20 protein-coding genes and 1 pseudogene are annotated in these 26,040 nt (G+C 70.1%); 5 read left to right on the top strand and 16 right to left on the bottom strand.

What is annotated here, in order from left to right:
* Positions 1-13 precede the first annotated feature (13 nt).
* Entirely contained in the window at positions 14-562 is a 549-nt protein-coding gene (locus tag SCMU_RS13075; protein WP_229229567.1) for a hypothetical protein, read from the bottom strand.
* A gap of 173 nt (positions 563-735) precedes the next feature.
* On the opposite strand from SCMU_RS13075, the gene SCMU_RS13080 reads away from it, so the two are divergent.
* Together SCMU_RS13080 and SCMU_RS13085 are read left to right on the top strand one after the other, a co-directional pair.
* Entirely contained in the window at positions 736-1,734 is a 999-nt protein-coding gene (locus tag SCMU_RS13080; RefSeq protein WP_229229568.1) for a LysM peptidoglycan-binding domain-containing protein, read from the top strand.
* Positions 1,735-1,864: 130 nt separating this feature from the next.
* Complete coding sequence (locus tag SCMU_RS13085; protein WP_229229569.1) at positions 1,865-2,500, top strand: Rv3235 family protein; 636 nt, start codon at positions 1,865-1,867, stop codon at positions 2,498-2,500.
* A 122-nt stretch (positions 2,501-2,622) separates the two neighbouring features.
* Here SCMU_RS13085 and secA read toward each other — a convergent pair whose 3' ends face one another.
* The 7 genes from secA to mtrA form a co-directional block, all read right to left on the bottom strand.
* Positions 2,623-5,355 (bottom strand): preprotein translocase subunit SecA, encoded by a 2,733-nt coding sequence (secA, locus tag SCMU_RS13090; RefSeq protein ID WP_229229570.1) that lies wholly within the window; start codon positions 5,353-5,355, stop codon positions 2,623-2,625.
* A gap of 106 nt (positions 5,356-5,461) precedes the next feature.
* Positions 5,462-6,700 carry a winged helix-turn-helix domain-containing protein gene (locus SCMU_RS13095; RefSeq protein ID WP_229229571.1) on the bottom strand — a complete coding sequence of 413 codons (1,239 nt, stop codon included), beginning with the start codon at positions 6,698-6,700 and terminating at the stop codon, positions 5,462-5,464.
* Between the two features lie 117 nt (positions 6,701-6,817).
* The gene (gene hpf / locus SCMU_RS13100) at positions 6,818-7,543 is read right to left on the bottom strand and encodes a ribosome hibernation-promoting factor, HPF/YfiA family (RefSeq protein WP_229229572.1); all 726 of its coding nucleotides are present in this window, start codon (positions 7,541-7,543) and stop codon (positions 6,818-6,820) included.
* Positions 7,544-7,688: 145 nt separating this feature from the next.
* A complete protein-coding gene (locus SCMU_RS13105) occupies positions 7,689-8,588 on the bottom strand; it encodes a ComF family protein (RefSeq protein WP_229229573.1) in 900 nt (299 codons plus the stop codon).
* A gap of 85 nt (positions 8,589-8,673) precedes the next feature.
* Positions 8,674-10,389 carry an LpqB family beta-propeller domain-containing protein gene (locus SCMU_RS13110; RefSeq protein WP_229229574.1) on the bottom strand — a complete coding sequence of 572 codons (1,716 nt, stop codon included), beginning with the start codon at positions 10,387-10,389 and terminating at the stop codon, positions 8,674-8,676.
* Positions 10,386-12,374 (bottom strand): MtrAB system histidine kinase MtrB, encoded by a 1,989-nt coding sequence (mtrB, locus tag SCMU_RS13115; RefSeq protein WP_229229575.1) that lies wholly within the window; start codon positions 12,372-12,374, stop codon positions 10,386-10,388. The genes SCMU_RS13110 and mtrB overlap by 4 nt, the downstream gene beginning before the upstream one ends.
* Before the next feature lie 38 nt (positions 12,375-12,412).
* A complete protein-coding gene (gene mtrA / locus SCMU_RS13120) occupies positions 12,413-13,087 on the bottom strand; it encodes an MtrAB system response regulator MtrA (protein WP_229229576.1) in 675 nt (224 codons plus the stop codon).
* A 146-nt stretch (positions 13,088-13,233) separates the two neighbouring features.
* Here mtrA and SCMU_RS13125 point away from each other — a divergent pair, with 146 nt between their 5' ends.
* Positions 13,234-14,121: a cytochrome c oxidase assembly protein gene (locus SCMU_RS13125; RefSeq protein ID WP_229229577.1), complete on the top strand. Its 888-nt coding sequence runs from the start codon at positions 13,234-13,236 to the stop codon at positions 14,119-14,121.
* Position 14,122: 1 nt separating this feature from the next.
* Here SCMU_RS13125 and SCMU_RS13130 read toward each other — a convergent pair whose 3' ends face one another.
* Complete coding sequence (locus SCMU_RS13130) at positions 14,123-15,157, bottom strand: uroporphyrinogen decarboxylase/cobalamine-independent methonine synthase family protein (protein ID WP_229229578.1); 1,035 nt, start codon at positions 15,155-15,157, stop codon at positions 14,123-14,125.
* The gene (locus SCMU_RS13135; RefSeq protein WP_229229579.1) at positions 15,154-15,603 is read right to left on the bottom strand and encodes a chorismate mutase; all 450 of its coding nucleotides are present in this window, start codon (positions 15,601-15,603) and stop codon (positions 15,154-15,156) included. The genes SCMU_RS13130 and SCMU_RS13135 overlap by 4 nt, the downstream gene beginning before the upstream one ends.
* A 98-nt stretch (positions 15,604-15,701) precedes the next feature.
* Between SCMU_RS13135 and SCMU_RS13140 the strand changes: the two genes are divergently transcribed.
* On the top strand, positions 15,702-16,361 hold the full coding sequence (locus tag SCMU_RS13140; RefSeq protein WP_229229580.1) for an NADPH-dependent F420 reductase: 660 nt from the start codon (positions 15,702-15,704) through the stop codon (positions 16,359-16,361).
* 107 nt (positions 16,362-16,468) lie between these two features.
* Here the strand turns inward: SCMU_RS13140 and SCMU_RS13145 are convergent, their stop codons facing one another.
* From SCMU_RS13145 to SCMU_RS13165, 5 genes and pseudogenes are all read right to left on the bottom strand, one after another.
* The gene (locus SCMU_RS13145) at positions 16,469-18,187 is read right to left on the bottom strand and encodes a dipeptide ABC transporter ATP-binding protein (RefSeq protein WP_371829596.1); all 1,719 of its coding nucleotides are present in this window, start codon (positions 18,185-18,187) and stop codon (positions 16,469-16,471) included.
* Entirely contained in the window at positions 18,184-19,224 is a 1,041-nt protein-coding gene (locus SCMU_RS13150; protein WP_229229581.1) for an ABC transporter permease, read from the bottom strand. Before SCMU_RS13150 ends, SCMU_RS13145 begins: the two co-directional genes overlap by 4 nt.
* Positions 19,224-20,314: pseudogene (locus SCMU_RS13155) on the bottom strand (ABC transporter permease). Before SCMU_RS13155 ends, SCMU_RS13150 begins: the two are co-directional and overlap by 1 nt.
* Before the next feature lie 79 nt (positions 20,315-20,393).
* Positions 20,394-22,028: an ABC transporter substrate-binding protein gene (locus SCMU_RS13160; RefSeq protein ID WP_229229582.1), complete on the bottom strand. Its 1,635-nt coding sequence runs from the start codon at positions 22,026-22,028 to the stop codon at positions 20,394-20,396.
* 233 nt (positions 22,029-22,261) lie between these two features.
* Positions 22,262-23,356 (bottom strand): metallophosphoesterase family protein, encoded by a 1,095-nt coding sequence (locus SCMU_RS13165; RefSeq protein ID WP_229229583.1) that lies wholly within the window; start codon positions 23,354-23,356, stop codon positions 22,262-22,264.
* Positions 23,357-23,493: 137 nt separating this feature from the next.
* Between SCMU_RS13165 and SCMU_RS13170 the strand changes: the two genes are divergently transcribed.
* Positions 23,494-24,321, top strand: coding sequence for a caspase family protein (locus tag SCMU_RS13170; RefSeq protein WP_229229584.1), 828 nt, complete (start codon positions 23,494-23,496; stop codon positions 24,319-24,321).
* A 33-nt stretch (positions 24,322-24,354) separates the two neighbouring features.
* Here the strand turns inward: SCMU_RS13170 and SCMU_RS13175 are convergent, their stop codons facing one another.
* A complete protein-coding gene (locus SCMU_RS13175; protein WP_229229585.1) occupies positions 24,355-26,025 on the bottom strand; it encodes a gluzincin family metallopeptidase in 1,671 nt (556 codons plus the stop codon).
* Positions 26,026-26,040: the final 15 nt, after the last annotated feature.

A 26,040-nucleotide genomic window follows, 5' to 3' on the forward strand; every position in this document is an offset into this window, starting at 1 on the left:
GGCGGGCTCCCGCTCAGCCGCCAGAGCGCACGGCGAGGATCGCGCCGAGGCGCACCGCGGTCATGCCGGCCCGGTGCCCGCCGGCGGAACGGACCGGCGTGAGCTCCAGGTAGTCCGCGCCCACCGTGTCAATCGTGCCGGCGAGTGCAGTCGGCTCGCCGCCCCCGCCATCGAGGAAGACCGTCACGACGGTGCGGTCGCGCGCGAGGGCGCGCAGGCCTGATGCCATGGACAGCGTCCGCCGCACGGTCGACCGCTCCGCGTGCACCCGCCGCCCGAGGCCCGACACCGTCACCACCGCACTGGCGGGCACCAGAACGCCGTGCTGCCCGCATTCGAGGACGAACCACTCGTCCGCGATCTGCCGCGGAGTCCCGCGGAACCGCAGCCTTCCCCTGAGCTCGACGTCGAGCGCTGCCGTGCCGTGGCCACGCAGGCGGTCAGCAAGGGGCACCGCGGCCTGCTCGGCCCGCACGAGCTCGGCCACCTGCGCCTCGAGGTCGAGCCTCCCGGCCGCGGCCAACTGGCCCTCCAAGTCGGCGAATAGGTTGTCCCAGCGCATGCCGATCACCTTAGGTAGACAGGCCGCCCACGGTCAATCCGTCTCAAAGCCACGTTTTACTGGACAATCTCCTCACTCCGTGCTCAAACTAGGTTCAGCGTTATCAAACGACATCAAAACGCATCCAATTGTGAGGAACGGCCGTTCGGCGGCCACACAGACCGGGGGGTCACATGGAGAACACACGGCAACAGCAGATCGCTGCGGACGCGCTCGTCACCGCAGCGGTCCTTGCGCTGGGAGCGGTGCTCGTCGTCGCGGGCAAGGCCCTCGCCGGCAACGTCGCGCCGGGCGGGTCCGGAGACTGGCTGCGCATCGATCCGGTGGCGCTCGACGGCGCACAGTGGCTCAGCGTGGATGTCCTCCTCGGGCTCCTGGCGAGCCTCGTGGGCCTCGCCGTCGTCGCGTGGTGGCTCCTGTCCGCGGCCCTCGCGATCAGCTCAGCGCTCCTCGTGGTGGCCGGCGCCCACCGCGCGGCCCGGACAACCGGGGCCTTCGCGCCGGCGTTCATGCGCCGGCTCGCGCTGGCCCTGCTCGGGATCAGCCTCGTCTCGACGCCAGCCGCCCACGCCCAAGGGCTCCCGGACCCGGCCTGGCAGCCCGCAGTGCCGAACGCCGGGCAGACCCCATATGTGATCCCTCCCGCCTTGACGGCAGGTGAGAGTGCCATCGCGCCGACTGCCCCGTCCGCGCTCGCCGCGTCGCCCGCGGCTGCTCCGGCTCCGGCTCCGGCTCCGGCGGCATCCCTCGTACCCTCGTCCACGCTTTCGCCCTCGTCTCCCCTGCCGCCGTCCCCGGCGGCGATTCCCCACTGGAGCGGCCCCGTCCCGGTCCCCGGCACCGTTCCGTCAGCAGGGGCCCCTTCGATCGACAAGCTGCTCCCCGCTGCGTCGCGCGACCCCCTTCCCCAGGCCGCATGGGTGCCGGCGGCACTGCCCGCTGATCCCGGCCCGCTGGTCCGCCAGCCCACGAGGAGCACGACGGGACCGCGGCCCGTCGAGGTGCGGCCGGGCGACACCCTGTGGTCCATTGTCGCGAGGCATCTCGGTCCAGGCGTCAGCGACCTGCAGATCGCCGAATCGTGGCCGGCGTGGTACGACGCGAATGCGGGTCTCATCGGGGACGACCCCAACGTCATCCAACCAGGTGCTCTCCTCGTGCCGCCGGGCTGACCTGCCACCTAGGCCCCATCCGATGGCGGCCCTCCCCACAGCACCCCACTCTCCCTGCACGCTGCCCACACGCGCCCCGCTTCCCTGCCGCACACCCTCGTGCGGCCGACACTGACAAAGGATCACCGCCATGACCGCTTCACTCGTAGGCCGTGCCCCTGATTCCACCGGGTTCCCCGCGAAGGGCCCAGGGGCATCCACGCGCCAGCCACGCGCCCTGCCGCACTTCGTTGAGAGCGGTCCCCGCACCGCAGACGTGATCCGCTTCCACCGGCCGAAGCCGGTGGCCGAGCCGGACCCCGCCCCGACGTCCGGCCTTCGCACGGACGGCAGCGCCGCTCTCGCTCCCGATCCGGTGGTGCGTCCGCTCCGCCGCCTGCACGCCGTCCCGTCGCCGAAGGAGGCCGACGAGGTGCGCAAGCTCGCATCGGCCATCACGAGGGCCGTCATGGAGGTCCTCGCGGGGAACCGGCCGCTTGCGCAGCTGGCCCCCTGGCTCCACCGCGACCTCCTCGGCCCGGTCCAGCTGCGTGCGGACCTGAGCCGCCCTCGGAGCCCCGCGGGGGCGGCGGGGAAGGGGACCGGACGGCTCGCGCTCGTGCACCGGGCCGCGGTGGTCAAGGCCGCGCACGCGTCCCTCGTTGAACCAGGCGTCTACGAGGCCGCCGTCGTCGTGGCCGACGCCGTGCGATGCCGCGCGGTGGCCCTCCGCCTTGAGGCGACGAGCCGGGACAGCTGGCAGGTCACAGCCCTCGAGATCGGCTGACGAGACGGGGACGCGCCCGGTGACGATCCATCACCGCGGGCCCGGAACGACGAGGCGGCCCGCCCCAGACAGGGACGGGCCGCCTCTTCGATCAGCGGGCGACGAAGCCCGGCGCCTGCCGATCAGCGCTTGGAGCGCCGCCCCGGGACACCCTTTGACGACGGCTTCGACTGCCCCTGCTTGGACCCATTGGGCTTCTGCCCGGACCCGGTCGCCCCAGCCTGACGGCGGCCTCCGCCGTTCTGGGATGCCTTGGGCCGTGACTGCTCGACGTGCGTCTCGGTCGAGCCGTCCTCAGCAGGCGCCGAGTACTGCAGCTGAGCCGGCAGGGCCGGCGCCTCCTCCTGCGCCTGCGAGCCGTCCGCTGGCTGGATCTCGAGGTTGAACAGGAAGGCGACCGACTCCTCGCGGATGCCCTCCATCATGCTCTGGAACATGCCGAAGCCCTCGCGCTGGTACTCCACGAGCGGATCGCGCTGGGCCATGGCGCGCAGGCCGATGCCCTCCTTGAGGTAGTCCATCTCGTAGAGATGCTCCTGCCACTTGCGGCCGATGACCGAGAGCACGACCCTGCGCTCGACATCGCGCATCGTGTCCGGACCGATCTGCGCCTCCCGGTTGGCGTAGATGAGCTTCGCGTCGGAGATGACCTCTTCCTTGAGCATCTCGACGGTGACTCGCGGCTTGCCGCCGGCCTCGTCGATGACGTCCTGGGGAGTGATCGAAATCGGGAAGATCGTGCGCAGGTTCGTCCACAGCGCGTGGAAGTCCCAGTCGTCCCCATTGCCCTCGGCGGTGGCGGAGTCGATCATCGCCGTGAGGGTGTCCTCGAGGAAGAACTGGACCTTCTCGTGCAGGTCGTCGCCCTCGAGGATCCGACGGCGGTCGCCGTAGATGGCCTCGCGCTGGCGGTTGAGCACGTCGTCGTACTTGAGGACGTTCTTGCGCTGCTCGGCGTTGCGGCCCTCGACCTGGGCCTGGGCGGACTGGATGGCGCGGGAGACCATCTTGGACTCGAGCGCCGTGTCGTCGGGCAGGCTCGAGGCCATCAGTCGCTCCGCACCGCCGGTACCGAAGAGGCGCATGAGGTCGTCGGTGAGCGAGAGGTAGAAGCGCGACTCCCCCGGGTCGCCCTGGCGGCCCGAGCGCCCGCGGAGCTGGTTGTCGATGCGCCGCGACTCGTGGCGCTCGGTGCCGAGCACGTAGAGCCCGCCGAGCCTGAGGACCTCCTCATGCTCGGCCTTGACCGCCTCGTGCGCAGAGGCCAGTGCGCCCGGCCAGGCAGCCTCGTAGTCCGCCGAGTTCTCCTCAGGGTCGAGGCCCTTCGCCGCGAGGTCCGCTACAGCCATGAACTCGGCGTTGCCACCGAGCATGATGTCAGTGCCGCGGCCTGCCATGTTGGTCGCGACAGTGACTGCGCCCTTACGCCCGGCCTGCGCGACGATCGCGGCCTCACGTGCGTGGTTCTTGGCGTTGAGCACCTCGTGCCGGACGCCCACCTTCGCGAGGGCCTTCGAGAGGTACTCGCTCTTCTCGACGCTCGTAGTGCCCACGAGGACGGGCTGGCCCGTCGCATGGCGGCGGGAGATGTCCTTCACCACGGCCTCGAACTTGACCACCTCGTTCTTGTAGACGAGGTCGGGCTGGTCGATGCGTGCCATCGGCTTGTTGGTCGGGATCGGCACGACGCCCAGCTTGTACGTGCTCATGAACTCGGCGGCCTCGGTCTCCGCAGTTCCGGTCATGCCGGAGAGCTTCTCGTAGAGGCGGAAGTAGTTCTGCAGGGTGACCGTGGCGAGGGTCTGGTTCTCCGCCTTGATCTCCACGCCCTCCTTGGCCTCGATCGCCTGGTGCATGCCCTCGTTGTAGCGGCGCCCGGGGAGGATGCGGCCGGTGTGCTCGTCGACGATGAGCACCTCGCCCTCGAGCACCACATAGTCCTTGTCCCGCTTGAAGAGCTCCTTGGCCTTGATGGCATTGTTGAGGAACCCGATGAGGGGCGTGTTGGCGGACTCGTAGAGGTTGTGGATGCCGAGGTAGTCCTCGACCTTCTCGATGCCCGGCTCGAGGACGCCGACGGTGCGCTTCTTCTCGTCGACCTCGTAGTCGCCCTCGCCGAGCCGAAGCGCGAGCTTCGCGAACTCCGAGTACCACCGGTTCGCGTCGCCCTGGCCGGGGCCGGAGATGATGAGCGGGGTCCTTGCCTCGTCGATGAGGATCGAGTCGACCTCGTCGACGATCGCGAAGTGGTGGCCCCGCTGGACGAGCTCGCCCTTGTCCCACGCCATGTTGTCGCGGAGGTAGTCGAAGCCGAACTCGTTGTTGGTGCCGTAGGTGATGCCGGCGTCGTACTGCTTCTTGCGCTCGGCCGGATCCATGTTGGCCAGGATGCAGCCGCTCGAGACGCCCAGGAACCGGTAGACGCGGCCCATCAGCTCCGACTGGTACTCGGCGAGGTAGTCGTTGACGGTGACGACGTGCACGCCTTTGCCGGACAGCGCGTTGAGGTATGCCGGGGCCGTCGCGACGAGGGTCTTGCCCTCGCCGGTCTTCATCTCGGCGATGTTGCCGAGGTGCAGCGCCGCCCCGCCCATGAGCTGGACGTCGAAGTGCCGCATCCCGAGGGTGCGGCCCGCCGCCTCGCGCACGGCCGCGAAGGCCTCGGGGAGCAGGTCGTCGAGCTTCTCGCCGTCCTCGTGGCGCTCACGAAGCCGATCCGTCTCGCCACGGATCTCCGCGTCGGTGAAGCCCTTGAACTCGTCCTCGAGCGCGTTGATGGCGTCTGCGTAGACACGCAGCTGCTTGAGGGTCCGGCGATCGCCGGAGCGCAGGAGTTTCTCGAGAAGGTTTGCCACGTGGCTTTCGCTCCCTTGTCAATGGCGTGGGCAGCAGCACTGGCGCGCGCTGCGGCGGGAAACAGTCTACGGGAGACACGCGCGGAACGACGCGCGGGTTCCCCGCTCAGGCCCCTCGGGCCACGGCCCTCCCGAGTGCTGGGGCCAGATTCCCGCGCTCGGCGACCTTCACGTCGTCGAGCTCGAGCCAGTCGGCGAGCAGGCGGAGCTCGGCGGCGAGTTCGACGGCGGTGTCCGGCGGGGCCTCCGGCTCGCCATGCGCCGCGTGGACGAGCAGCGACCTGCCCGCCCGGTCTGCCTTGAGGTCGACCCGCGCTGCTACGGTGTCCCGCAGGAGGAAGGGGAGCACGTAGTAGCCGTACTCGCGCCGTGGTGCCGGCGTGTAGATCTCGATCCGGTAGCGGAAGCCGAAGAGCCGCTCGAGCCGGCGCCTCTCGAACACGAGCGAATCGAAGGGGCTCAGCAGCGCGCGGGCCTCTGCCCCGCGCGGCAGGATCGCCGCGGAATCCTTGTAGACCGGCCCGGCCCATCCGTGGACCTCCACCAGCTCGACCTCTCCCGTCGCGATGAGCTCCCCGAGCACCGTTTCGACGGGCCGGACGGGGAGGCGGAAGTAGTCGGCGATGCTCCGCGCGCTCCCGATCCCGTGCGCTCGGACGGCCGCCCGGGTGAGGAGGCGCAGACCATCGTCCGGCCCCCCGGCGCGCGCGTAGCCGGCCCGCGCGCCCTCCTGCGGCATCGATGCTCCCGGCAGGATTGCCTGAGCGAGCGTGTAGCGGCGCTCGAATGACGACGTCCTTCCGGCCGAGCTGACGAGGCCGTCTTCGAAGAGCGAGCCCAGCACATGCTGGACGGCATTCCAGTTCCACCCCCATTGGTCCCGGCGACGCTCCTCGACGTGGCCGAGCCGCTCCGTGAGGGCGGCGGCGGTCAGGGGCCTGCTCGTGGCCAGCACGGCAAGGATCCGCTCCGCCAGCTCGGATCGGGCTCCGGGATCCATCCCGTGGGCACCGACCCATTTGCGCCGCTGCCATGCCCTGAGGGCTTCGAAGTGCTCAGGCCGGACGAAGCTGGCCTCGTGTGCCCAGTACTCGACCATACGGCGTGGGCTCCGCGACGAGAGCCGGTCGAGCGCCGCCCGGTCGTAGGGTCCGAGACGCGAGAAGAACGGGAGGTAATGGCTGCGCGTGAGCACGTTGACGGAGTCGATCTGCACCACCTGGAGGCGCGAGAAGGTCCGCGCGAGGGACCGCCCCGTGGCCGGAGAAGAGGGTCGCGGGCGGTGCAGCCCTTGGGCAGCGAGGGCCATGCGGCGCGCCTGCGCGAGGGTGAGGCGCGGCGTCATGCGCCCGGGCCGCGCTCGCGGCCACCCACTCTGGCGCAGCACGCCGCAGCGGCGGCCCCACCGGGGACCGCCGCTGCGCTTTGGGCCGCCACACCTCTGGTGGAAGCCGCCGATCCGTCAGGAGACAACCGCACCCGCATCGTTCGAGCGGTAGGCGAGAATCTTCTCCTCGACCTTCGTCACACCGGGCTCGCAGGCCTGGTCGAGGCTGATGACACCGTAGGTCCATCCACGGCGGCGGTACACGACGGAGGGGGTGTTCGTGTCCGCGTCGATGAACAGGTAGAAGTCGTGGCCGACGAGCTCCATGTTGTCCACGGCGTCGTCAAGGCTGAGCGTCGCGGCGGGGAAGACCTTCCGCCGGATCAGGACGGGCGAGTCTCCCGCCGGGATGTCGTTCTCGACCTCGTACGGCGACGGCGCCTCTTCGCTCTGGCCGCCCACGTCGAGGGCGTGTTCAGCGTAGATCGGCGTGCTTCCGCTCACCACGGGCAGCGACGCGGTGGCCGCGTTGACACCTACGGGAGTGTGCTTGCCATGGTGGACCTTGCGCCGGTCCTTGGCTCGCCGAAGCCTCTCGAGGAGCTTGCCGTACGCGAGATCGAACGCTGCGAACTTGTCCGGAGCAGTGGCCTCGGCCCGGATCACCGGCCCCCGTCCGGTGACGGTCAGCTCGACGGTGAGCTGGTCGAGACCGGACTTTGCATTGTTCTGCTTGGAGCACTTGGCATCGACGCGCTGGACCTTCTCGGCCAGCGACTCGATCTTCTCGAGCTTCTCGCTCGCGTACTCGCGGAAGCGATCCGACACTGTCAGGTTGCGTCCGCTGATGTTGAACTCCATGGTGCCCTCCAGATACTTCTGAATTCGGCCCGATGTCGGCCTCCCAGGGGCTCCGTCGTCAGACAGTCGAGCCCCTTTCCTGAGCCGCTATCGACAGGTCCTTCTGGCTTTGGACCTACCACTGACGTTAGTGGATAGTCACCGTTTATTCATCCCCCGTTGTCATCGAATCCTGCATGTCCGCTGGGAGCGTACCCGGCGCGCCGGGATTCTCGGCTTCAGGCAGCGGCACATAGGCGAGCGTCACGACGCCGACGACGACGCCGCCCGCCGCCTCAAGCGCCCTCGCCGCCTCGCGTGCCGTCGCGCCGGTGGTCAGGACGTCGTCGACGATGAGGCAGCGCCGCCGACGCACCCGCACGCGAGGGCGCGCGGCCAGCGAGCCGGCGACGCGGGACCGGCGCTGGGAGCGGCCCAGCCCCTTCTGCGACGCCCCGCCACCGTGGAGGGCGCCGACGAACAGGCTGGCGGCCCGTTCTCCCGGGCCCCGGCGCCGAGGCTCGAGCGCATCGACCCACGCAGTTCCTGGCGGGAGCCGCCCGTCGCGGCGGACCCGGGCCATGAGCAGCGTCAGGGGGTCGAAGCCCCTGCGGAGGAAGGCGGCCTGACTGGTCGGCACCGGGACGAGGAGGACACCCCCACCGCAGGATCCGGAGGCGGCCTTGAGCGCCCGTGCGAGGGCCGCGGCAAGCTCGGCCGCAATAGCGGCGCTCCCGTGGCGCTTGAACGCCAGGACTGCAAGGGAGAGCTCATTTCGGTACGGCCCTGCGGACACCGCCGGCAGCAGGACGCGCCCACCCACCTCGACGAGCGCCGGCGCGTGGGCCTCGACGCGGCGCGGCCGGGCGGTCAGCGCCCTCAGTCGCCGCCTGCAGGCGGGGCACAGCTGGACGTCGGGGAACCCGCAGGCCGCGCATTCCACCGGCACAACGAGCCCGAGGAGCTCCCCCGCGGCCGCAGCAAGTCCGTCGACCAGCCGGGCCATGCTGCTGCGAGGCCGGCCCGCATGCCGGCCCGCGCTCCTGATCCGGCCCGGAGTGTCCATGGCAACGAGCCTTCTCCTGCCACCGCAGGGACGCCACCCCCGAAGGGGCTATGTGGACAGCGCACGTCCTCCGGCGCGCGACGGCCTACCCCGGGAAGGACAGCCCCTCGACCCCCTTGCCGAGCTCGGTCCAGGTTGTGCGGACGAGCGCGAAGACCCCGGACGCGGTCTGGGCGTAGATCTCCTGTTCGCCGTTTCCGGCCGAGACCGACTGGATCCCGGCCAGCGGCGGGAGCTCGGTCGGGTCGCCGCCCTTGAGCCTGACCAGCTCCGGCGTGACCGGGTCGCTAGCAGACACCCCGGAGACGAGAATCGTGGTCTCATCCACCCAGACGGCCCGCCGCGGGTTCTTCTCCGTGGTGGTGAGCGTGATCGGGGTCGTGAGATCCCGCGGGGTGCCGTCCGCCGCGCGGACGACGCCCGCCAGCTGCAGGGCGGTCGTGCCTCCCTGGCTCGAGAGCACGAGGGCGCGCGTCCCGTCACGGGACATCCTGAGCTCCTCGACGGTCCGGCCCGTCAACCATGCGGGCCTCAGGACGACCTTCGGGACCTCGGCTCCCTCCGCGATGCCCACGGGCTTGTATGCGACGACCTCGGTGCCGCCGTCCCCGCCCGGACCCGCCGTCCAGACCCAGTCGAACGGGCTGATGGACGGAGGGCTGAGCGTGGTCCTCGAGTCGAGAAGCCGGGGCGCCTCGTTCGGCATGACGGAGTAGAGCGCGGGCCCAGCACCGATGAAGGCGTAGAGGTGCTGGGACACGGCGGCCGCCGGCGCGTGCGGGCCGAATTGCGCCACGCTGCGCAGCCCGTCGATCCGGGCCGCCTGCCGGTTCGCGTACTGGACCAGTTCGCCGCCGGCCACGCCGACCTGCCACGAGGGGACCTTGGGGTCGACGATCGGCTCAGGAGCGGGCTTGCCGGTGGTCGGGTCCTCGAGGGAGACATCGCTCTGGTTGGTCTGCAGGGTGACGGACACCACGGAGCTGATGCCCGAGAAGGTCCGCACCAGCTGATTGTGCATCCGCTGCCGGTCGGTGAAGGACGCGTCCCGGAGCTCGGCGGTGAGGTCGACCTGGGCCGTGTTGTCCACGATCGGCACCGACTCGCGCTCGAGCCGGATGCCCTGGGGGAAGGCCGTCGCCACCGCTGTGCGCAGGTACGGCGCCGGCCCGGCGATGAGCGCGCTCACGAGGGACTTCGCGACGCCGGAGTTGTCGATGAACCACCTCACGTCCGGCACGAGAGTCGTGAACGAGGGGTCGTAGAAGTACAGCGCGAACGGCTTGTAGAGGTCCTTGAACGTCGCCTCCGGGATCGCCGTGCCGTCCGGGAGCTTGGACACGCGCCACTGGCCGTCCACCTGGGAGAGCGCGACATCGATGTGTTCCTTGGTCCCCGCGGGGAAGGGTGTGGCGATGCCCTCCGCGTCCACGGAGTACGCGAGGTCGAACTCGTAGCGGTACTCGTTCTCCTGACCGGTGGCCACGACCGTGGGGCTCCCGCGGTACACGAGCGTCCGGTTGCTCGGCTTCCACGAGACGGCCTGCGCGGGCGCGAGGAACTGCCGCGCAACCGTGAAGTCGTTCTGGTAGCCGCTGCCGGCATTGAAGAAGCCGTCGATCGTCGCCTGCGGCGTGGCCCCGTCCCGCGGGCCTGGCGGGCTGTACTGGGGCGCGTTGCCGAGCGTGACCGCACTGTCCTTGCTCTTGCCCACGGCGCTGTTCGTGGGGATCTGGGCGCAGCCTGCGAGCACGGCAATCGCCGCCAGCGCGGCAAGCACCGCGCGGATCGTACGGCTCACGGCTCCTCCCCCTTCGCCGGAGCGGCGGGTTCGCCGTCTGCGGCGGGCGAGCCGGCGCCGTCGTGCGTCTCCGGGAGTTCCGGCCCCCGGAGGGCGGCGGGGTGGAAGGCTCCCAGCATGAAGGGGCGGGTCGCCTGCTCCTCGACAAGCACGACGTCGCCCCCCGCCGGCTCGAGCGCGACCGGGGACTCCAGGATGGCGCCACCGGAACGCAGGGGCAGCGTCATGCGGAAGCACGAGCCCTCGCCGCGCGCCCCCCATGCCTGCAGCCAGCCGCCATGCAGCTTGACGTCCTCGGTCGCGATCGACAGGCCCAGACCCGAGCCGCCCGTGGTGCGCGCCCGGGCCGGGTCGGCGCGCCAGAAGCGGTCGAACACGCGCGCCGCCTCGGGCGGGGACATGCCGATGCCGTGGTCCCGGACCGAGACCCCGACGGCGTCGGCGTTGGCGGCGACGAAGATCTCTACCGGGCGCCCCTCGCCGTGCTCGAGCGCATTGAGCAGCAGGTTGCGCAGCACGCGCTCGATCCGACGGTCGTCCATGTCGACCACGATGCTCGCCACGCGCGTGAAGAACCGGACCTCCGATCCGGACGCGGCCGCGATCGGCGCCGCCGTCTCGATGACGCTGCGGACCACCGGGATGAGGTCCGTGGGCTCCGCGTCCAGCACGGCCGCGCCGGCATCGAAGCGGGAGATCTCGAGCAGGTCGTTCAGGAGCGCTTGGAACCGCTCGACCTGGTTGTAGAGCAGCTCGGCCGAGCGCTTCGTGACGGGGTTGAACTCCTCGCGCGCGTCGTAGAGGACCTCCGCGGCCATGCGCACCGTGGTGAGCGGCGTGCGGAGTTCGTGGCTCACGTCCGAGACGAAGCGCTGCTGCATGTGGGAGAGATTCGCGAGGGCCGTGATCTGCTCCTGCAGGTTGGCCGCCATGTGGTTGAACGCCGCGCCGAGGCGGGCCACCTCGTCCTCCCCCTCCACCGCCATGCGCTCCTCGAGCTGCCCTGCGGCGAGCTTCTCCGAGACCGCCGCCGCGTGGCTCACCGGGGACACGACGCTGCGCGTGACGATCCACGTGATCGCGCCGATGAGGAGCAGGAGGAAGAGGCCTCCGAACCACAGGACGTTCTGCATGTCGTCGAGGGTCTGCTGGGCGCTGTCGATGTCGTAGATGAGGTAGAGCTCGTACACCGTTCCCCCGAAGCTGACCTTGTTCCCCACCGCGATCGCGGGATGGATCCGGTTGTCCACCGTGAGCGGGATGGACTGCCAGTACTGCTCCTGCTGGGAGTGCTGGACGGCGTCGCGGAGGGCCTGCGGGATGTCGTTCTCGGTGCGCAGGTAGGAGGCGCGGGAGTCCACCCAGCGGTTGCGGGGCTGGTCCTGGTTCGGCACCGCGAGGAACACGTACTGGCGCGGCGTTCCGGACTCGCGGGCCTCAAGCTGGTTCAGCGTGTCGTTGACGAGTTTGAGGACGCCCTGCTGATCGGTGACCTGCGCGCCATCGAACGTCTCCTGGACCTGCTGGACGGACTGCCGCGTCTGCACCTCCGCCTGGGTGAGCCGCTCCTGGAACAGGTTGTTCGCGATCTGGTTCGAGAGGTATGCGCCCACGGCCATGAACGAGACGAATGTGAGCACGAGCGTGATGAGCACCGTGCGGAACTGGAGCGACCGGCGCCAGCGCCGGGCGAACCCGCCGCGCGCCGAAGCGATGCCCGGACCGATCGACCGCAGCCCCCGCCAGATCGCGCGGATCGCGCGGTAGGCCAGGACGCGCGCACGCTTGACGGTGATCCGGGCCCTGTCGCGGAGCCCCGCGCGCCTCGCCCAGTCCCGCACGCGCACGACGACGCCGCCCTCCCTCGCGCTGCTGCCCGCGGCCTCGCCCCGGCCCGCCCGTGTGGGCTCAGACGTGCTGCCAGCGCCGTCCGGGCCCCCTGAGGCGGCCCGGGCCGGCGTGCGGTGGTCCTGCTCCGTGTCCATGCGTCCTGTCCGTGCCGAGGCGCCCCGCGGGGCGCGGGTCAGCTGCCCGCCTTGTACCCGACGCCGCGCACCGTGAGGACCACCTCGGGGGCCTCGGGATCGCGTTCGATCTTGGAGCGGAGGCGCTGCACGTGGACGTTCACGAGCCGGGTATCGGCGGCGTGCCGGTACCCCCAGACCTGCTCGAGGAGCAGCTCGCGGGTGAACACCTGCCACGGCTTGCGGGCAAGCGCGACGAGCAGGTCGAACTCGAGCGGCGTGAGGGAGATGTACTCGTCCGCGCGCTTGACGGTGTGCCCGGCCACGTCGATGGTGACGTCCCCGATACGGAGGGTCTCGGGCGCCTTCGTCTCGCCCGGGCGCAGGCGCGCCCGGACGCGGGCGACGAGCTCGGCGGGCTTGAACGGCTTGGGGACGTAGTCGTCTGCGCCGGACTCGAGCCCGCGGACGACGTCCGAGGTGTCCGCCTTGGCGGTGAGCATCACGATCGGGACGTCGGACTCCGAGCGGATCTGGCGGCACACCTCGATCCCGTCGAGGCCCGGGAGCATGAGGTCGAGGAGCACGAGGTCCGGCCGCTGTGCCCGGAACACGTCGGGCGCCTGGGCGCCGTCCGCGCAGAAGACGGGCTCGAATCCGTCGTTGCGCAGGACGATGCCGATCATCTCGGCCAGGGCCTCATCGTCGTCGACGACCAGAATGCGTGCCTTCATGCCTTCCACTCTCCCCCAACGTCTGTGCCAACCTCTTGACCAGCGTGCGTTTGGTCCATTCTAGTCGGCGGGCGGATCGAGGGGTGGAGGCCCGGCCCGCAGGCCGCGTCCAGCCCGGTCCCAGCCTGCAACGCTATGCTCCGCGCGTGCCGCCACTCTCCACCGTCCTGACCGCCGTGACCCTCGATCCGGCCGCTGTGGTCCTCGCCCTCGTGGCCGCGGCCCTGTACGGCGTCGGGCTGCGGCGAGCCCGGCGCGCAGGGGTGCGCTGGCCGCTCTGGCGCGCAGCGTGCTTCTACGCGCTGGGGATCGTGCCGTACGTGGCCCTCGCGTGCGGGTTCACGGGCGCCTACGGCTCATCGCTGCGCTGGGCGTTCGCGCTCAAGATCGCGCTCATGTTCTTCGTGGTGCCCCTCGTGGCGGGACTGGGCCGGCCCCTCGGGCTCGCGCGGGCCACGTTGGGCGAGGCGGGCCGGGCGAGGCTCGAGCGGATCATGGCGAGCCGGCCGGTGAGGACGCTCGGCAACGCTTTCGTCGCGCCGATCGTGGGTCTGGTCCTCTTCGGCACGTTCCTCACGCCGCTGTTCCACCTCTATCGGTCTGACCCCGTCCTCAGCGGCGCGCTGAGCGTCGCGGCGCCGCTCATCGGGCTCATCCTCGCTCTGCCGCTGACCGAAGCGGACTCCTTCGAGCGCTCGAGCGCCTTCATCGTGGTCGAGTTCGTCTACGTGTTCATCGAGCTGCTCGCCGACGCGATCCCGGGGATCTTCCTCAGGCTCAGCCCCACCGTGCTCGACGGCGTGACCTCGTGGGCGGCCGGCGCCCCCGCATGGTTCCCCTCGCCCCTGCGGGACCAGCAGCTGGCCGGGGACCTCCTGTGGTTCATCGCCGAGGCCGTGGACATCCCCGTCATCATCCTCATGTTCGTGCGCTTCTCCCGGACGGACAGGCGTGAGGCCACGTCCTACGACGAGCTCAGCGACGAGGAGATGGAGGCGCTCGCCGACGAGCATCTGCGCCGGCGCAACCGCTGACTCAAGTGCGCCCCGGAGGCACGCTCAGCCCAGCGCGATCTGGTTCACGGCGTCCGCGAGCGTGACCGTGCGCGCGAGCCGGGCGGTCGCCCCGGCGGGCGTGAGTGTGGCGAGGTTCCCTGCGGGAGCCAGCCGAACGGCGTCGAGCGCGGAGAAGGGAAGGCCGAGCTGGCGCCACGGCCGCACAATGCGCTCGGCGAGCTCCCCCGTGCGGGCGCGCGGACCGGCGTCGAGCGGGAGCGCGCCGAGCCATACGCGCGCGCCGGACCGCTGAGGCCAGCTCCTCCCACTGCGGGACCGTGAGATCGGCGAGAGGCAGGGAGACGCCGTCGGCACCGGCCGCCAGCACACGGCCGATCGGTGCCTCCCACGCGGGCAGGTTCACGACGACGGCCTCCGCCCCGGCGCCGTGGAGCGCCTCCGATACCGTCGCCCACGCGGCCCGGGCCTCCTCGGACGGGACCGACCGGAGCGTCCGGTAGCCGCTCGCGGTGGGCAGCAGCCCCCCGAGGACGCGGGCGGCGTCGGGCTCGTCGAGCTGGACCGTGAGCCGGGTCCCGGGAACGGCGCGGGAGACCCTCTCGAGGAAGGGCACGACGCCGGCCGCGAGGGACTGCGCGATGTCCCGCCGCGCGCCGTGGTCGGCGAGGACGCGCTCCCCCGAGCCCAGGTACAGGCCCGCCATGAGGCTCAGCGGTCCCAGGATGCGCACCTGAAGCTGCTCGGCGCTGCGCTCCTCGGAGCCTGCAACGTCCGCGAGCACGTTGAGGTCGGTGGAGAGCGCCGATTCTGCGCGCTGCGCGTCGCGCCCCGGGCGCGGGACGATGCGCCACCCGTGGGGCTGCACGTCAGCGTGCAGGTCCGCGAGCAGCAGCGCCGTGCGGCCGATCGCGTCGGACCCCACCCCGCGCTGTGGGAGCTCGGCGAGGACCGGAAGGTGCGGGGTGCCCAGCTCTCCGCGGATCGCCTTCGCGGCCTCGAGCGGGTCAGTGCCGGGCCAGTCCCCGAGCGCCGTCGCGGTGACCTGGCCGCTCACGCGCCGGGATCCGGCCGGGATGCTTCCTCGCGGGCCTGGCCACTGCGTGTGTGGGCCTGGCCGTGGTCCTCGGCGATCGCCTGGTGGTGCCGGATGACCTCGCTGATGATGAAGTTGAGGAACTTCTCGGCGAAGGCCGGGTCCAGCTGGGCCTCCTCGGCGAGGCGACGCAGGCGCGCGATCTGGGCTGCCTCGCGCGTGGGGTCAGCGGGCGGGAGCTGGTGCTTCGCCTTGAGGAAGCCGACCCGCTGCGTGACCTTGAAGCGCTCGGCGAGCAGGTACACGAGGGTCGCATCGAAATTGTCGATGCTCGAGCGGATGGAGAGCAGCTCTGCCATCACTGCGGGATCCACGTGGCCCGTGAGCGAGCTCGCGGTGGGGTCGTAGGGCTGGGTGGTGCCTGTCTCGTTCGTCTCGGCGTCGGTGTCGGGGCGCTGCTCGGTCATGGGCATCAGTCTATGGGCCCCGGAGGTCTTGACACTGCCTGTGACGGGCACTATGCAGAAGCTGCCGGGCGGCCGTCCGGTGGGTGGACGGAGGCATGATGAACATCGGAATTCTTGGCAGCGGCACGGTCGGCCGGACGCTCGGCACCGGATTCCGCGCGCACGGGCACGAGGTGACGATCGGGGGCAGGGACCCTGCCAAGCCGGAGGCCGTGGCGTGGGCGTCATCGCACGGCGCCGTCTCGGCCGGATACGCAGAGGCGGCCGAAGCGGGAGACATCCTCGTCAACGCGACGCCGGGCGCCGCGAGCCTGGGCGTCCTGGCACAGGTCGGGGACGATCGGCTCGGCTCGAAGGTGCTGCTGGATGTCTCGAACGCCCTCGACTTCTCCGCGGGCTTCCCGCCGTCGCTGGCCGTTCCGCACCACGACAGCATGGGCGAGATGATCCAACGCGCCCACCCTGGCCTGCGGGTCGTCAAGGCGCTCAACACCGTCAACGCCTCGGTCATGGTGAACCCCGAGCGCGTGGGGAGCGGGATCCACGACATCTTCGTGGCCGGCGAGGACGTGGGCGCCAAAGCCCAGGTGTCGGACCTCCTGGCCGAGCTCGGGTGGCGGCGGGAGAGGATCCGCGATCTGGGCGGAATCCGCGCTTCCCGCGGTCTCGAGATGTACCTTCCCCTGTGGCTTGAGCTCATGGGCGCCCTGGGGACGGCGGAGTTCAACATCCGCCTCGTCGGCAGCAACGACGCCTGACGCCCGATCCCCTGACACCACCCGGCCCCAGACGGCTCAGGGACATGACCCCTCATCCGGTGGTGCGGTGAGGAGTCATGTCCCTGTGGCTGCGCGGCCCTTCGCGGCTAGAGGCCGAGCAGTGCCCGGTGCGCCCTCCGCCGCTCCGCCTGCTCGACCGGGTCGGGCACGGGCAGGGACGCGATGAGCCGCTTCGTGTAGTCGTGCTGCGGCGCGCCCATCACCTGGCTTCCGATCCCCTGCTCGACCATCCTGCCCTTGTACAGCACGCCGACCCAGTGGCTGAGCTGGTCCACCACCGCGAGGTCATGGCTGATGAACAGGGCGGCGAAGCCCAGTTCGGCCTGGATCTCGCGGAACAGCTCGAGCACCTTGGCCTGGACGGAGACGTCCAGGGCCGAGGTCGGCTCGTCCGCAACCAACAGCTTCGGCTCGAGCGCGAGCGCCCGTGCGAGCGATGCCCGCTGCCGCTGTCCGCCCGAGAGCTCGTGCGGGTACCGCGCCGCGTACGTGGCCGGCAGCTGGACCGACTCGAGGAGCTCGCCGACGCGGCGCCGCACCTGGACCTGCCCGAGGTCCAGGTGGACGATCAGCGGCTCCGCGATGCACTCCCCGATGGTCAGCTGGGGGTTGAACGACGCCGCGGGGTCCTGGAAGACGAAGCCGATGTCCTTCCGGACGGGTCGGAACTCACGTTCCTTGAAGCCGACCATCTCGTGCCCGAGGACCTTGAGGCTGCCTCCCGTGGCGCGGTTGAGGCCCGCGATCGCGCGCCCGATCGTCGTCTTCCCCGAGCCGGACTCCCCGACCAGACCGAACACCTCGCCGGCGCGGACCGTGAAGGACACGTCCTGCACGGCGCGGAACGGCGGCGTGCCGAGGCGTCCGGGATAGGTGATGTCGAGCGCCTTGGCCTCGACGAGGACCTCCCCGCGCTGACGCAGCCGCTCCGTGGCCCCCTCGGAGGCAGAGTCGCGCCCCAGATGCGGGACGGCGTCGAGCAGGCGGCGCGTGTAGTCCTCGCGCGGGGACGCGAACAGCGTCTTGACCGGCGCCTCCTCGACGACCTCACCCTGGTACATGACGACGACGCGGTCGGCGAGGTCAGCGACGACGCCCATGTTGTGCGTGATGAGGACGATCGAGGTCCCGTAGAGGTCGCGCAGGTCCCGCAGGAGCTCGAGGATCTCGGCCTGCACGGTCACGTCGAGCGCGGTCGTGGGCTCGTCGGCGACGATCAGCTCGGGGTCGAGCGCGAGCGCGGCGGCGATGACCACGCGCTGCTTCTGCCCACCGGAGAACTGGTGGGGGTAGTAGTCGACGCGCTTCTCTGGGTCGGGGATCCCGACCTTCCGCAGCGCCTCGATCGCCCGCTCCTTGGCCTCCTTCCGCGACGGCCTCCTCCCCCGGCCGTCCGCCCCTTCCCGAGCGTGGTGCGCCCTGATGCCCTCGGCGATCTGCCAGCCGACGGTGAAGACAGGGTTGAGGGCCGTGGACGGCTCCTGGAACACCATCGCGACGTCGCGGCCCCGCAGCTCACGGAGCTTCGATGCGCCAAGCGAGATCACGTTGTGGCCGTTGATCACGACGGCGCCGGAACTCGTCGCCGTCTCGGGCAGGAGCCCAAGGATGGTCTTCGCGGTGACGGTCTTGCCGGAGCCGGACTCGCCGACGACGGCGACGACCTCCCCCGCGCGGACGTCGAGGCTCACGCCGCGCACGGCGTTGACGTCCCCCGCATCCGTGGCGAACGTCACCTCGAGGTCGTCGATATCCAGGACCGGCTCGGTCCGCTGGGCCGATGCCGTGCCGAGATCCTCGCTCACGCGGCACCCCCTTCCGTGCTCGGGACGACGGCGCCCGGGGCCTTCTGGGCGCCCTTGGCCGCGCTCTTCTTCTTGCCGCGCGTGCGGATCCGCGCGTCCGCGAGGTCGTTCATGCTCTCGCCCACGAGCGTCAGGCCCAGGACGGTCAGGACGATGGCGAGGCCCGGGAAGACGCCGGTCCACCAGATCCCGGCAGTCACGTCCGCCGTCGCCTTGCTCAGGTCGTAGCCCCACTCGGCGGCGCTCGTGGGCTCGATGCCGAAGCCGAGGAAACCGAGGCCCGCGAGGGTCAGGATCGCCTCAGAGGCGTTGAGTGTGAAGATCAGCGGAATGCTGCGGGTCGCGTTGCGGAATACGTGCCGCGCCATGATGCGCCAGCTGGACGCTCCGATGACCTTGGCCGACTCCACGAACGGCTCGGCCTTGAGGCGGATCGCCTCCGCCCGGACGACGCGGAAGTACTGCGGGATGAAGACGACGGTGATCGAGATCGCGGCGGCGAAGATGCCGCCCCACAGGCTGGACTGACCATGGCTGATGACAATCGACATCACGATGGCGACCAGCAGCGACGGGAACGCGTAGATGGCGTCGGCGATGACCACGAGGATCCTGTCCAGCCACCCGCCGAAATAGCCGGAGACGAGTCCGAGTGCCACGCCGAGGAAGATCGACAGGATGACGGCGACGATGATCACCAGGATGGCGGTCTGGGTGCCCCACACGACGCGGGAGAACACGTCGTAGCCGCCGACGGTCGTGCCCCAGATGTGCGCGGCGCTCGGCGGGTCCTGGGCGGGGAAGTTGCCGCTCGCGTCGGCCAGCTGCGAGTAGCCGTAGGGCGCGATGAGCGGGGCGAAGATGGCGAACACCACGAAGATGCCGGTGAGGGTCAGGCCGGCGATGAGCATGGTCCGCTGGACTCCGGCGCTCATGCGGACCTGTGCCAGCACGGGGATCTTGGTCCAGAGCGGGTCCTTGCGCTCGATCTCCGGCGCCGCCGTGGCGGACGGATGGGACGGGGTGGGGGCAGTCATCAGTACCTCACTCTCGGGTCGATGAGGGCGGCGATGACGTCCACGATGAAGTTCGTGACGGCCACGATGACGGCCAGGAGCACCACGATGCCCTGCACTGCGACGAAGTCGCGCGCCGTCAGGTACTGGGCCAGCTGGAAGCCGAGGCCCTTCCACTCGAAGGTCGTCTCGGTGAGGACCGCGCCGCCGAGGAGGAGCGCGATCTGAAGGCCCATGACCGTGATGATCGGGATGAGCGCGGGCTTGTACGCGTGCTTGGTCACGAGGCGGAACTCGCTGACACCACGCGAGCGGCCCGCCTCGACGTAGTCCTTGCCGACGTGCCGATGAGGTTGGTGCGCACGAGCCGCAGGAACACGCCTGCGGTGAGCAGGCCGAGCGCGATCGCCGGGAGGATCGCGTGCCGCTCGACGTCCCAGAACGCGTCCATGTTGCCGCTGCGGAGAGCGTCGAGCCAGTAGATGCCGGTGGGCGCCGACAGCTGCGTGAGCGCGAGCTCGGTGGTGGTCGTTGCGCGCCCTGCGATGGGGGTCCAGCCCAGCCACACCCCGAACACGAGCTTGAGCAGGAGCCCGGCGAAGAAGACCGGCGTCGCGTAGAACAGGATCGCGAACACGCGCAGCACGGCGTCGGACGCCTTGTCACGGCGGTGTGCGGCGATCATCCCGAGGGGGATGCCCACGATGAGCGCGACGATGACCGCGTTGATCGCGAGCTCGAGTGTCGCCGAGCCGAACGTCGTGAGCATGTCTGTCACAGCACGGTTGTCGGAGATGGTGCGCCCGAAGTTGCCGGTGAGGAGCTGTCCCAGGTACTCGAAGTACTGGATCATGATCGGCCGGTCGTAGCCGGCCTCGTGGATGCGGATCTGCAGCTGGTCCGCGGGGAGGCGGCCGCCGAGGGCCGCGGTGATGGGGTCGCCGGTGATCCTCATGAGGAAGAAGACCATCGTGACGAGGATGAGGATGGTCGGGATGATCAGCAGGAAGCGGATCACGAGATAGGTCAGCAGTCCGCCGCCGCCCTTGGTCTTGGCAGCAGGCTCTGGGACACCCGCGGCTTCTGGGGGTGCTTCTGTGAATGCAGTCATTGGGGTCTCTCTCGCAGTGAAGCGGCGGGATGCACCAAGCATCCCGCCGCTGCTCTGGTCTAGCTAGTCGAGAACTCTCTTACTTGCTCAGGACGCCGAGGCGGAACTTGAACGACGGGTCGAGCGTCGAGTCGACGCCCTTGACGTCCTTGCCGGAGACGGCGACCTGCGAGCCCTGCAGGAGAGGCAGGGTCGAGAGGTCCTTGGCCACATCCTCCTGGATCTGCCCGAGCTGCTGCGTCCGGGACGCCTTGTCCGGGTTGGTTGCCTCCTTGGCGATGAGGTCCTGGACGGTCGTGTTGCTGTAGTGGTTCTTCAGGAAGTTGTTCGCGGTGAAGAACGGCGTGAGGTAGTTGTCCGAGTCGGAGAAGTCCGGGAACCATCCGAGCTGGTACATCGGGTACACGTCCTTGGTGCGGTCCTTCGCGTAGGTGACCCACTCGGTGGACTGCAGGTTGACCTTGAACAGGCCGCCGGCCTCGAGCTGCTGCTTCACGAGCGCGTACTCATCGCCGGAGGACGTCCCGTAGTGGTCCGGGTTGTACTGCAGGTTCAGGGTCACCGGGCTCGTGATTCCGGCGTCGGTGAGGGCCTTCTTTGCCTTGTCCGCGCTGGGCTTGCCGTTGCCGTCCCCGTACATGGACTTCAGCGGGGTCGTGGCGCCGAGGAATCCGTCCGGAACGTAGGAGTACAGCGGGGTGTAGGTGCCCTTGTAGACCTGGGTCGCGATGGCCTCGCGGTCCACGAGGTCCGCCATGGCCTGGCGGACGGCGAGGGACTTGGCCGGGTCGGCCTGGGGGGTCTTTGCGCCGTACGGCATCGTGTCGAAGTTGAACACGATATAGCGGATCTCGCCGCCGGGGCCCTTGTGGACAGCGACCTTCGAGTCCTTGGCCAGGCTGTCCACGTCGGTGGCCGTCAGCGAGCGCCAGGCGACGTCGATGTTGCCCTGCTGGACATCGAGCTTCAGGTTGTTCGAGTCCGAGTAGTACTTGAGGTTGACCGTGTCCGTCGCGGGCTTGCCGAGCAGGCCCTGGTAGTCCGGGTTCGCCTTGAAGGAGACGAGCTGGTTCTTCTGGTACGAGGAGATCGTGTACGGGCCTGCGAAGGCCTTCTTCGAGATGATGTCCTCGTCATTCATGACCTTGTCGGCGGGGAACACGTTGTGGTCCACGATCGGACCGACGGGGCCGGTGAGCACCTGCGGGAACGTCTGGTCGTTGCCCTGCTTGAGGTGGAAGACCACGGTAGTGGCATCCGGGGCGTCCACGCTCGCGAGGTTGTCGAGCAGCGAGGCCGGGCCGTTCGGGTCGTTGATCTTGACCTGGCGGTCGAACGAGAACTTCACGTCCGCGGAGTCCAGCGCGTCGCCGTTGGCCCACTTGAGTCCGCTCTTGAGCTTGACGGTGTACTCGGTGGGCGACGTGAACGAGGCCGACGTCGCGATGTCCGGCTGCGGCTCGGCGCTTCCGGGCTTCGAGTTCAGGAGGAACGGATAGATCTGGTTCATGACCATGAACGAGCCGTTGTCATAGGAGCCGGCGGGATCCAGGAACGTGACCTTGTCGGTGGTTCCGACCGTGATGGGGCCGCCCGAGGCTGCGGAGCCGCTCGAGGACGTACCCCCGGACGGCCCGGTGCACGCCGTCAGCGCGAGCAGGGAGGCGCCGGCGAGCGCGATGGCGCTCCGCACGGCCGATGTGGTCTTTGACATCGATGACCTTCTCTTGTCGAGTCGTGGCCGTGCCTGGGTCACGCTGGCCCCAACCCGGGTGACCCGCAGCACAGTCTGATGACCCGATTCAATCACTGATTCAGTGAAGTGAAACGGTTCTTTGAATCATCGAGACCGAACGGTGACCTTTTGGGGTCGGAACCGGCTAGGCGGTGCGGACGACGGCGGCACTCGCCGCACGCCGTCGCCCGCACCGTTCGAGGTGGCCTCCGCTACTTCGAGAAGGACACGCGGTCCCAGCTGAGCACCGTCTGGCCGCGGCTGGAGCTGCCCGCCACACCAACCTTGCCGTTGGCGGCGACATCGACCTTGAGGTAATCCGTGGCCCTGCCCGAACCGTCGATCGTGACGCGGGTCAGGTTGTCCGCGCTGCCCGTGACACCGTAGGCCGTGAGCCACGACGAGCCCGCCGCGAGCGGCCTGTCCTGATTGAACACGTGGCTGTCGCCGTTGAAGAGGTACACCGGGCCGTCGAATCCGTTGGACTCCGTGATGAGGGTCCGCACGAGCGGAGTGAAGGCGCTGATGTCGTTGGCCGTGGGGGTGTAGGTCGGATCGAACATGTCGGCCTGCTGGAAGATCACGACGGCGCGGTCGTTCCGCTGCTTCGCCTGGGCGAACGTCTGCCTGACCTCGGCGATGTCCGCGTCCGTGCGCTTCTGCACCTCGGCGGCCTGCTCGGGCGTCTCGGCCTTCTTGCCGAGGCCGTCCCACGGCTGGGACGCGTTGTTGCTGCCCGGCACGTTGATCGCGGCGAATGCGACGCGGTTCTTGGAGAACGTCACGTTCTCGGGCAGGCCCTGGTCTGCCTGGCTCGTGACGGGCATAGTCGCGCCGAGGGTCTTGCCCGGGGCGCTGAAGAACACCTCGCGGATCTTCGCGAGCCGCTCGAGCGGGTTGTAGGCGCCGTTGTTCTTGCGGTGGCAGTCCGTCCACTCGTTGTCGCCGGGCGTGTACACGAGCGGATGGGTGAACGCGTCGAAGTCTGCGCGGATCTGGGCGAAGTACTCGTCCGTGCACTCGCTCGAGCCGTTCTTGATGTCCCCCACATGGACTACGAAGTCGAGCGAGGTGTCGGCGTTGAGCTGTGCCACATGGGCCGGGAACGCCGCGAAGGCGTCCGCGCCGTACGGCGTGTCGCCGATGACGGCGAAGCTGAAGGCGGCCTTCGCGTTGCCCGCGGGAGCGGCCGGCGCTGCGGGCGCCGCTACGGCGGGGACGGCGAGCGCGGCCGCGACAGGCACGGTGAGGGCCATCGCGGCGAGTGCAGCGACGCGGGCACGAGTGGGGCCAAGGCGGAAGGGCACGGATTCTCCTTCGGGGATGGGGTGGACAGCGGCAGACTAGGGGCCCCAGATTCCGTCCAGTCGTCCGGGCGGTGTACGGCGCGCGAACGGAAGGCCTACCCTGTTGTCAGGGAGCTGGGCCCGGGAAAGAGGACGCCATGGCTCGCGCGGCCCTGTGTGTGGGGATCAACCGCTTCGCCCGGCTGCCCGAGGAGAACTGGCTGGCCGGATGCGTCAACGACGCCACGGACATCGCATCCGTCCTGACCGGCCGCTTCGGCTTCGCATCCTCCGAGGTGACCGTCCTGACGGACGCTGCCGCCACGAAGTCCGCCGTTCTGGGAGCGCTCACCGACATGGTCGAGAAGGCCGCCGCGGGAGCGCTCGACCGCCTCGTGTTCACGTTCTCGACCCACGGCACCCAGATACCAGACAACGCGGACGATCCCGACGAGGCCGACCAGATGGACGAGGCGCTCGCTGCCTACGACATCGCGGTGATGGGCGACGGGTGGGACCGCACGAGCGTGATCGTCGACGACGAGCTGCATGCGCTGTTCTCCCGCGTGCCCGCCGAAGTGCCGGCGGACGTGGTGCTCGACACCTGCCACAGCGGAACCGGGCTGCGGGCGTTCCGCCTCCATCCCGGCAGCCGGGCACGGTATCTGGCACCGCCGACGACGGCCGACGCCGGCGTCCCCGCTGCCTCGGGGCGGCGGGGCTTCCGCGACCTCGTGGCGGCCGGGCCCGGACCCGTACTGTTCGCGGCCTGCCGCGCCGACCAGACCGCGGCGGACTCGCCCTTCAACGGTCGGTATGGCGGCGCGTTCACGCACTTCCTGCTCGAGGCACTTTCGGCCCAGCCCGAGGTGTCACGCGCCGAGACGCACCGGATCGTCAGCGCGTCCCTCCAGGCGGCCCGGTTCGAACAGCGCGCCCAGCTCGAGGGCACGGCCGCGCAGCGTCAGGCGGTGTGGGGGCACTGACGGCCTCCGTCTGAGCACCACAGGGCCCGAGCCTCAGCCTCCGCCGGGTTCCTCGCGCTCACCCGACGTGTGGAATCCCACGGGCGCGCCGGCCGAGGCCGCGCTCTCCGCGCGCGCGGTCTCGGCCCGCTTCTGCTGCCGCTGCGCGTCCATGACGGGCTTGAGTGCGGCGAAGCAGAGCCTCCCGCCCTCGTCGAACCGCAGGGTCGCGCCGCCGCGCACGGTGATGTACTCGGCTTCGGTGCGCAGCCCGAGCCGGTCCCGTGCCTCGCGACGCGTCAGGGTGACCTCCTGGACGAACGAGGCGCAGATCTCGGAGACCACAAAGCCGTCCGGGCCCACACGGATGGTGGGACGCACCCGGTCAACGCGCACCCCCGCCTGCTCGTCGAGGTCCATGGCCCGCATGAGCCGCGGGTTCGCCCAGATGAAGCGGTTGACCTCCTCGGGGTCAGAGGCGAGCGCCGAGAGGCGGACCGGGTATCTGAGACCCTCCAGATTGTCGAGGCCGTCGAGCCGAGCATCGGGGTCGGTGGAGAGGTCGATGTCCCAGAAGGCGTCCCGGAGGGTCTCCCGGTAGCCCTTGGCGTGGCTGTCGTTGCCCCCGGAGCGGGGCGGGGTGTCGTCCGGCATCATCACGAGGTCCGAGGCGAGGATGGCGCGCAGGAGGTCCGTCCACGTCGGGTCCACCGGCGGCAGGTAAGCAAGCGAGCGGAGCACCATCTGCAGGATCTGCTGCCCCACCTTGGCCCCGGACGCGGCGATCTGGTATCTGCTCGCCCTGCCTCCGGGGTAGTCGAGCCGTTGCTTCCACAGTGCCACCACGGTATTCAGGACCGCCTGGACCACGATCTCGCCGCGGGCGTGCGGTTCGGGATCGAGCTGCCACTCGAGCGGGACCGCGCGGTCGAGGGGGCGCCGGACCGCGCCGCGGGAGAACAGGCCGTCCGCGAGCCCGAAGAGGCCGGACCGGAGGATCTTCTCATCGATGTCGCGACCGGCCTTGGCTCCTGCGGACCCCGCTGCGAGCATCTGCTCGACACGGCCGGCACTCGAGAACACCGAGAGCATGGCCGTCAGGTCGGCGATCGCCTCATGCAGTGCGTAGCCGTCGAGCAGCGCCCGGGCGTCCGCCCACCGTGGGCGGTAGCCGTCGAGGATCGCGTGGGTGACCTCGTGCGCCACGAGGTCACGGTACAGGGCCATCGGGACGTGCCGGGCGCTGCGGGGGTCGGCGCGGTGCCCGAACCGGATGGCCTTGGACTGCGTGTCGTAGCCCGTCTCGCGGAAGTCCACCGACGCGTACGCGTCGATGCGGAGGCGGTGCCCGCCGGCCCACGAGAGCCGGCGGCCCATGGTGCGCTCGAATGCCTGCAGCGTGTCCGACGCAACGCCGTAGACGTGCTGGGCGAGGAAGCGGCTGTCGCCCAGGAGCTCATCGAGGTCCTCGTTCGGCGCGACGTCGTCGATGCCCCAGAGCGCGCCGTCGAGCGAGAGGGACACGGGCTTGGCGTCGTCTTGGCCGGGGCGGCGCACCCTCACGTCGAGCCGGGCGCCGATGGGGCCGCTGCGCACCCTCTCGAGAGGCACCCTCACTGAGGCCAGCGCCGGCGGGCGCCCCGTGAAGGGCCCCTCGGCGAGCACGGAAAGGTCGATGAGCTCGGCGCCGTAGCCGACGCCCGGCTGCATCTCGTCGGGCGCCATGCCCGCCTCCCCTCA

Origin of the sequence: Sinomonas cyclohexanicum, assembly GCF_020886775.1 — a bacterium.
GTDB lineage: Bacteria > Actinomycetota > Actinomycetes > Actinomycetales > Micrococcaceae > Sinomonas > Sinomonas cyclohexanicum.

What these genes read in the sequence shown, in the direction of transcription:
- SCMU_RS13075 (WP_229229567.1), bottom strand. Translation starts at nt 562, where the DNA reads ATGCGCTGGGACAACCTATTCGCCGACTTGGAGGGCCAGTTGGCCGCG.
- SCMU_RS13080 (WP_229229568.1), top strand. Translation starts at nt 736, where the DNA reads ATGGAGAACACACGGCAACAGCAGATCGCTGCGGACGCGCTCGTCACC.
- SCMU_RS13085 (WP_229229569.1), top strand. Translation starts at nt 1,865, where the DNA reads ATGACCGCTTCACTCGTAGGCCGTGCCCCTGATTCCACCGGGTTCCCC.
- SCMU_RS13095 (WP_229229571.1), bottom strand. Translation starts at nt 6,700, where the DNA reads ATGACGCCGCGCCTCACCCTCGCGCAGGCGCGCCGCATGGCCCTCGCT.
- hpf (WP_229229572.1), bottom strand. Translation starts at nt 7,543, where the DNA reads ATGGAGTTCAACATCAGCGGACGCAACCTGACAGTGTCGGATCGCTTC.
- SCMU_RS13105 (WP_229229573.1), bottom strand. Translation starts at nt 8,588, where the DNA reads ATGGACACTCCGGGCCGGATCAGGAGCGCGGGCCGGCATGCGGGCCGG.
- mtrB (WP_229229575.1), bottom strand. Translation starts at nt 12,374, where the DNA reads ATGGACACGGAGCAGGACCACCGCACGCCGGCCCGGGCCGCCTCAGGG.
- mtrA (WP_229229576.1), bottom strand. Translation starts at nt 13,087, where the DNA reads ATGAAGGCACGCATTCTGGTCGTCGACGACGATGAGGCCCTGGCCGAG.
- SCMU_RS13135 (WP_229229579.1), bottom strand. Translation starts at nt 15,603, where the DNA reads ATGACCGAGCAGCGCCCCGACACCGACGCCGAGACGAACGAGACAGGC.
- SCMU_RS13140 (WP_229229580.1), top strand. Translation starts at nt 15,702, where the DNA reads ATGAACATCGGAATTCTTGGCAGCGGCACGGTCGGCCGGACGCTCGGC.
- SCMU_RS13150 (WP_229229581.1), bottom strand. Translation starts at nt 19,224, where the DNA reads ATGACTGCCCCCACCCCGTCCCATCCGTCCGCCACGGCGGCGCCGGAG.
- SCMU_RS13160 (WP_229229582.1), bottom strand. Translation starts at nt 22,028, where the DNA reads ATGTCAAAGACCACATCGGCCGTGCGGAGCGCCATCGCGCTCGCCGGC.
- SCMU_RS13170 (WP_229229584.1), top strand. Translation starts at nt 23,494, where the DNA reads ATGGCTCGCGCGGCCCTGTGTGTGGGGATCAACCGCTTCGCCCGGCTG.
- SCMU_RS13175 (WP_229229585.1), bottom strand. Translation starts at nt 26,025, where the DNA reads ATGGCGCCCGACGAGATGCAGCCGGGCGTCGGCTACGGCGCCGAGCTC.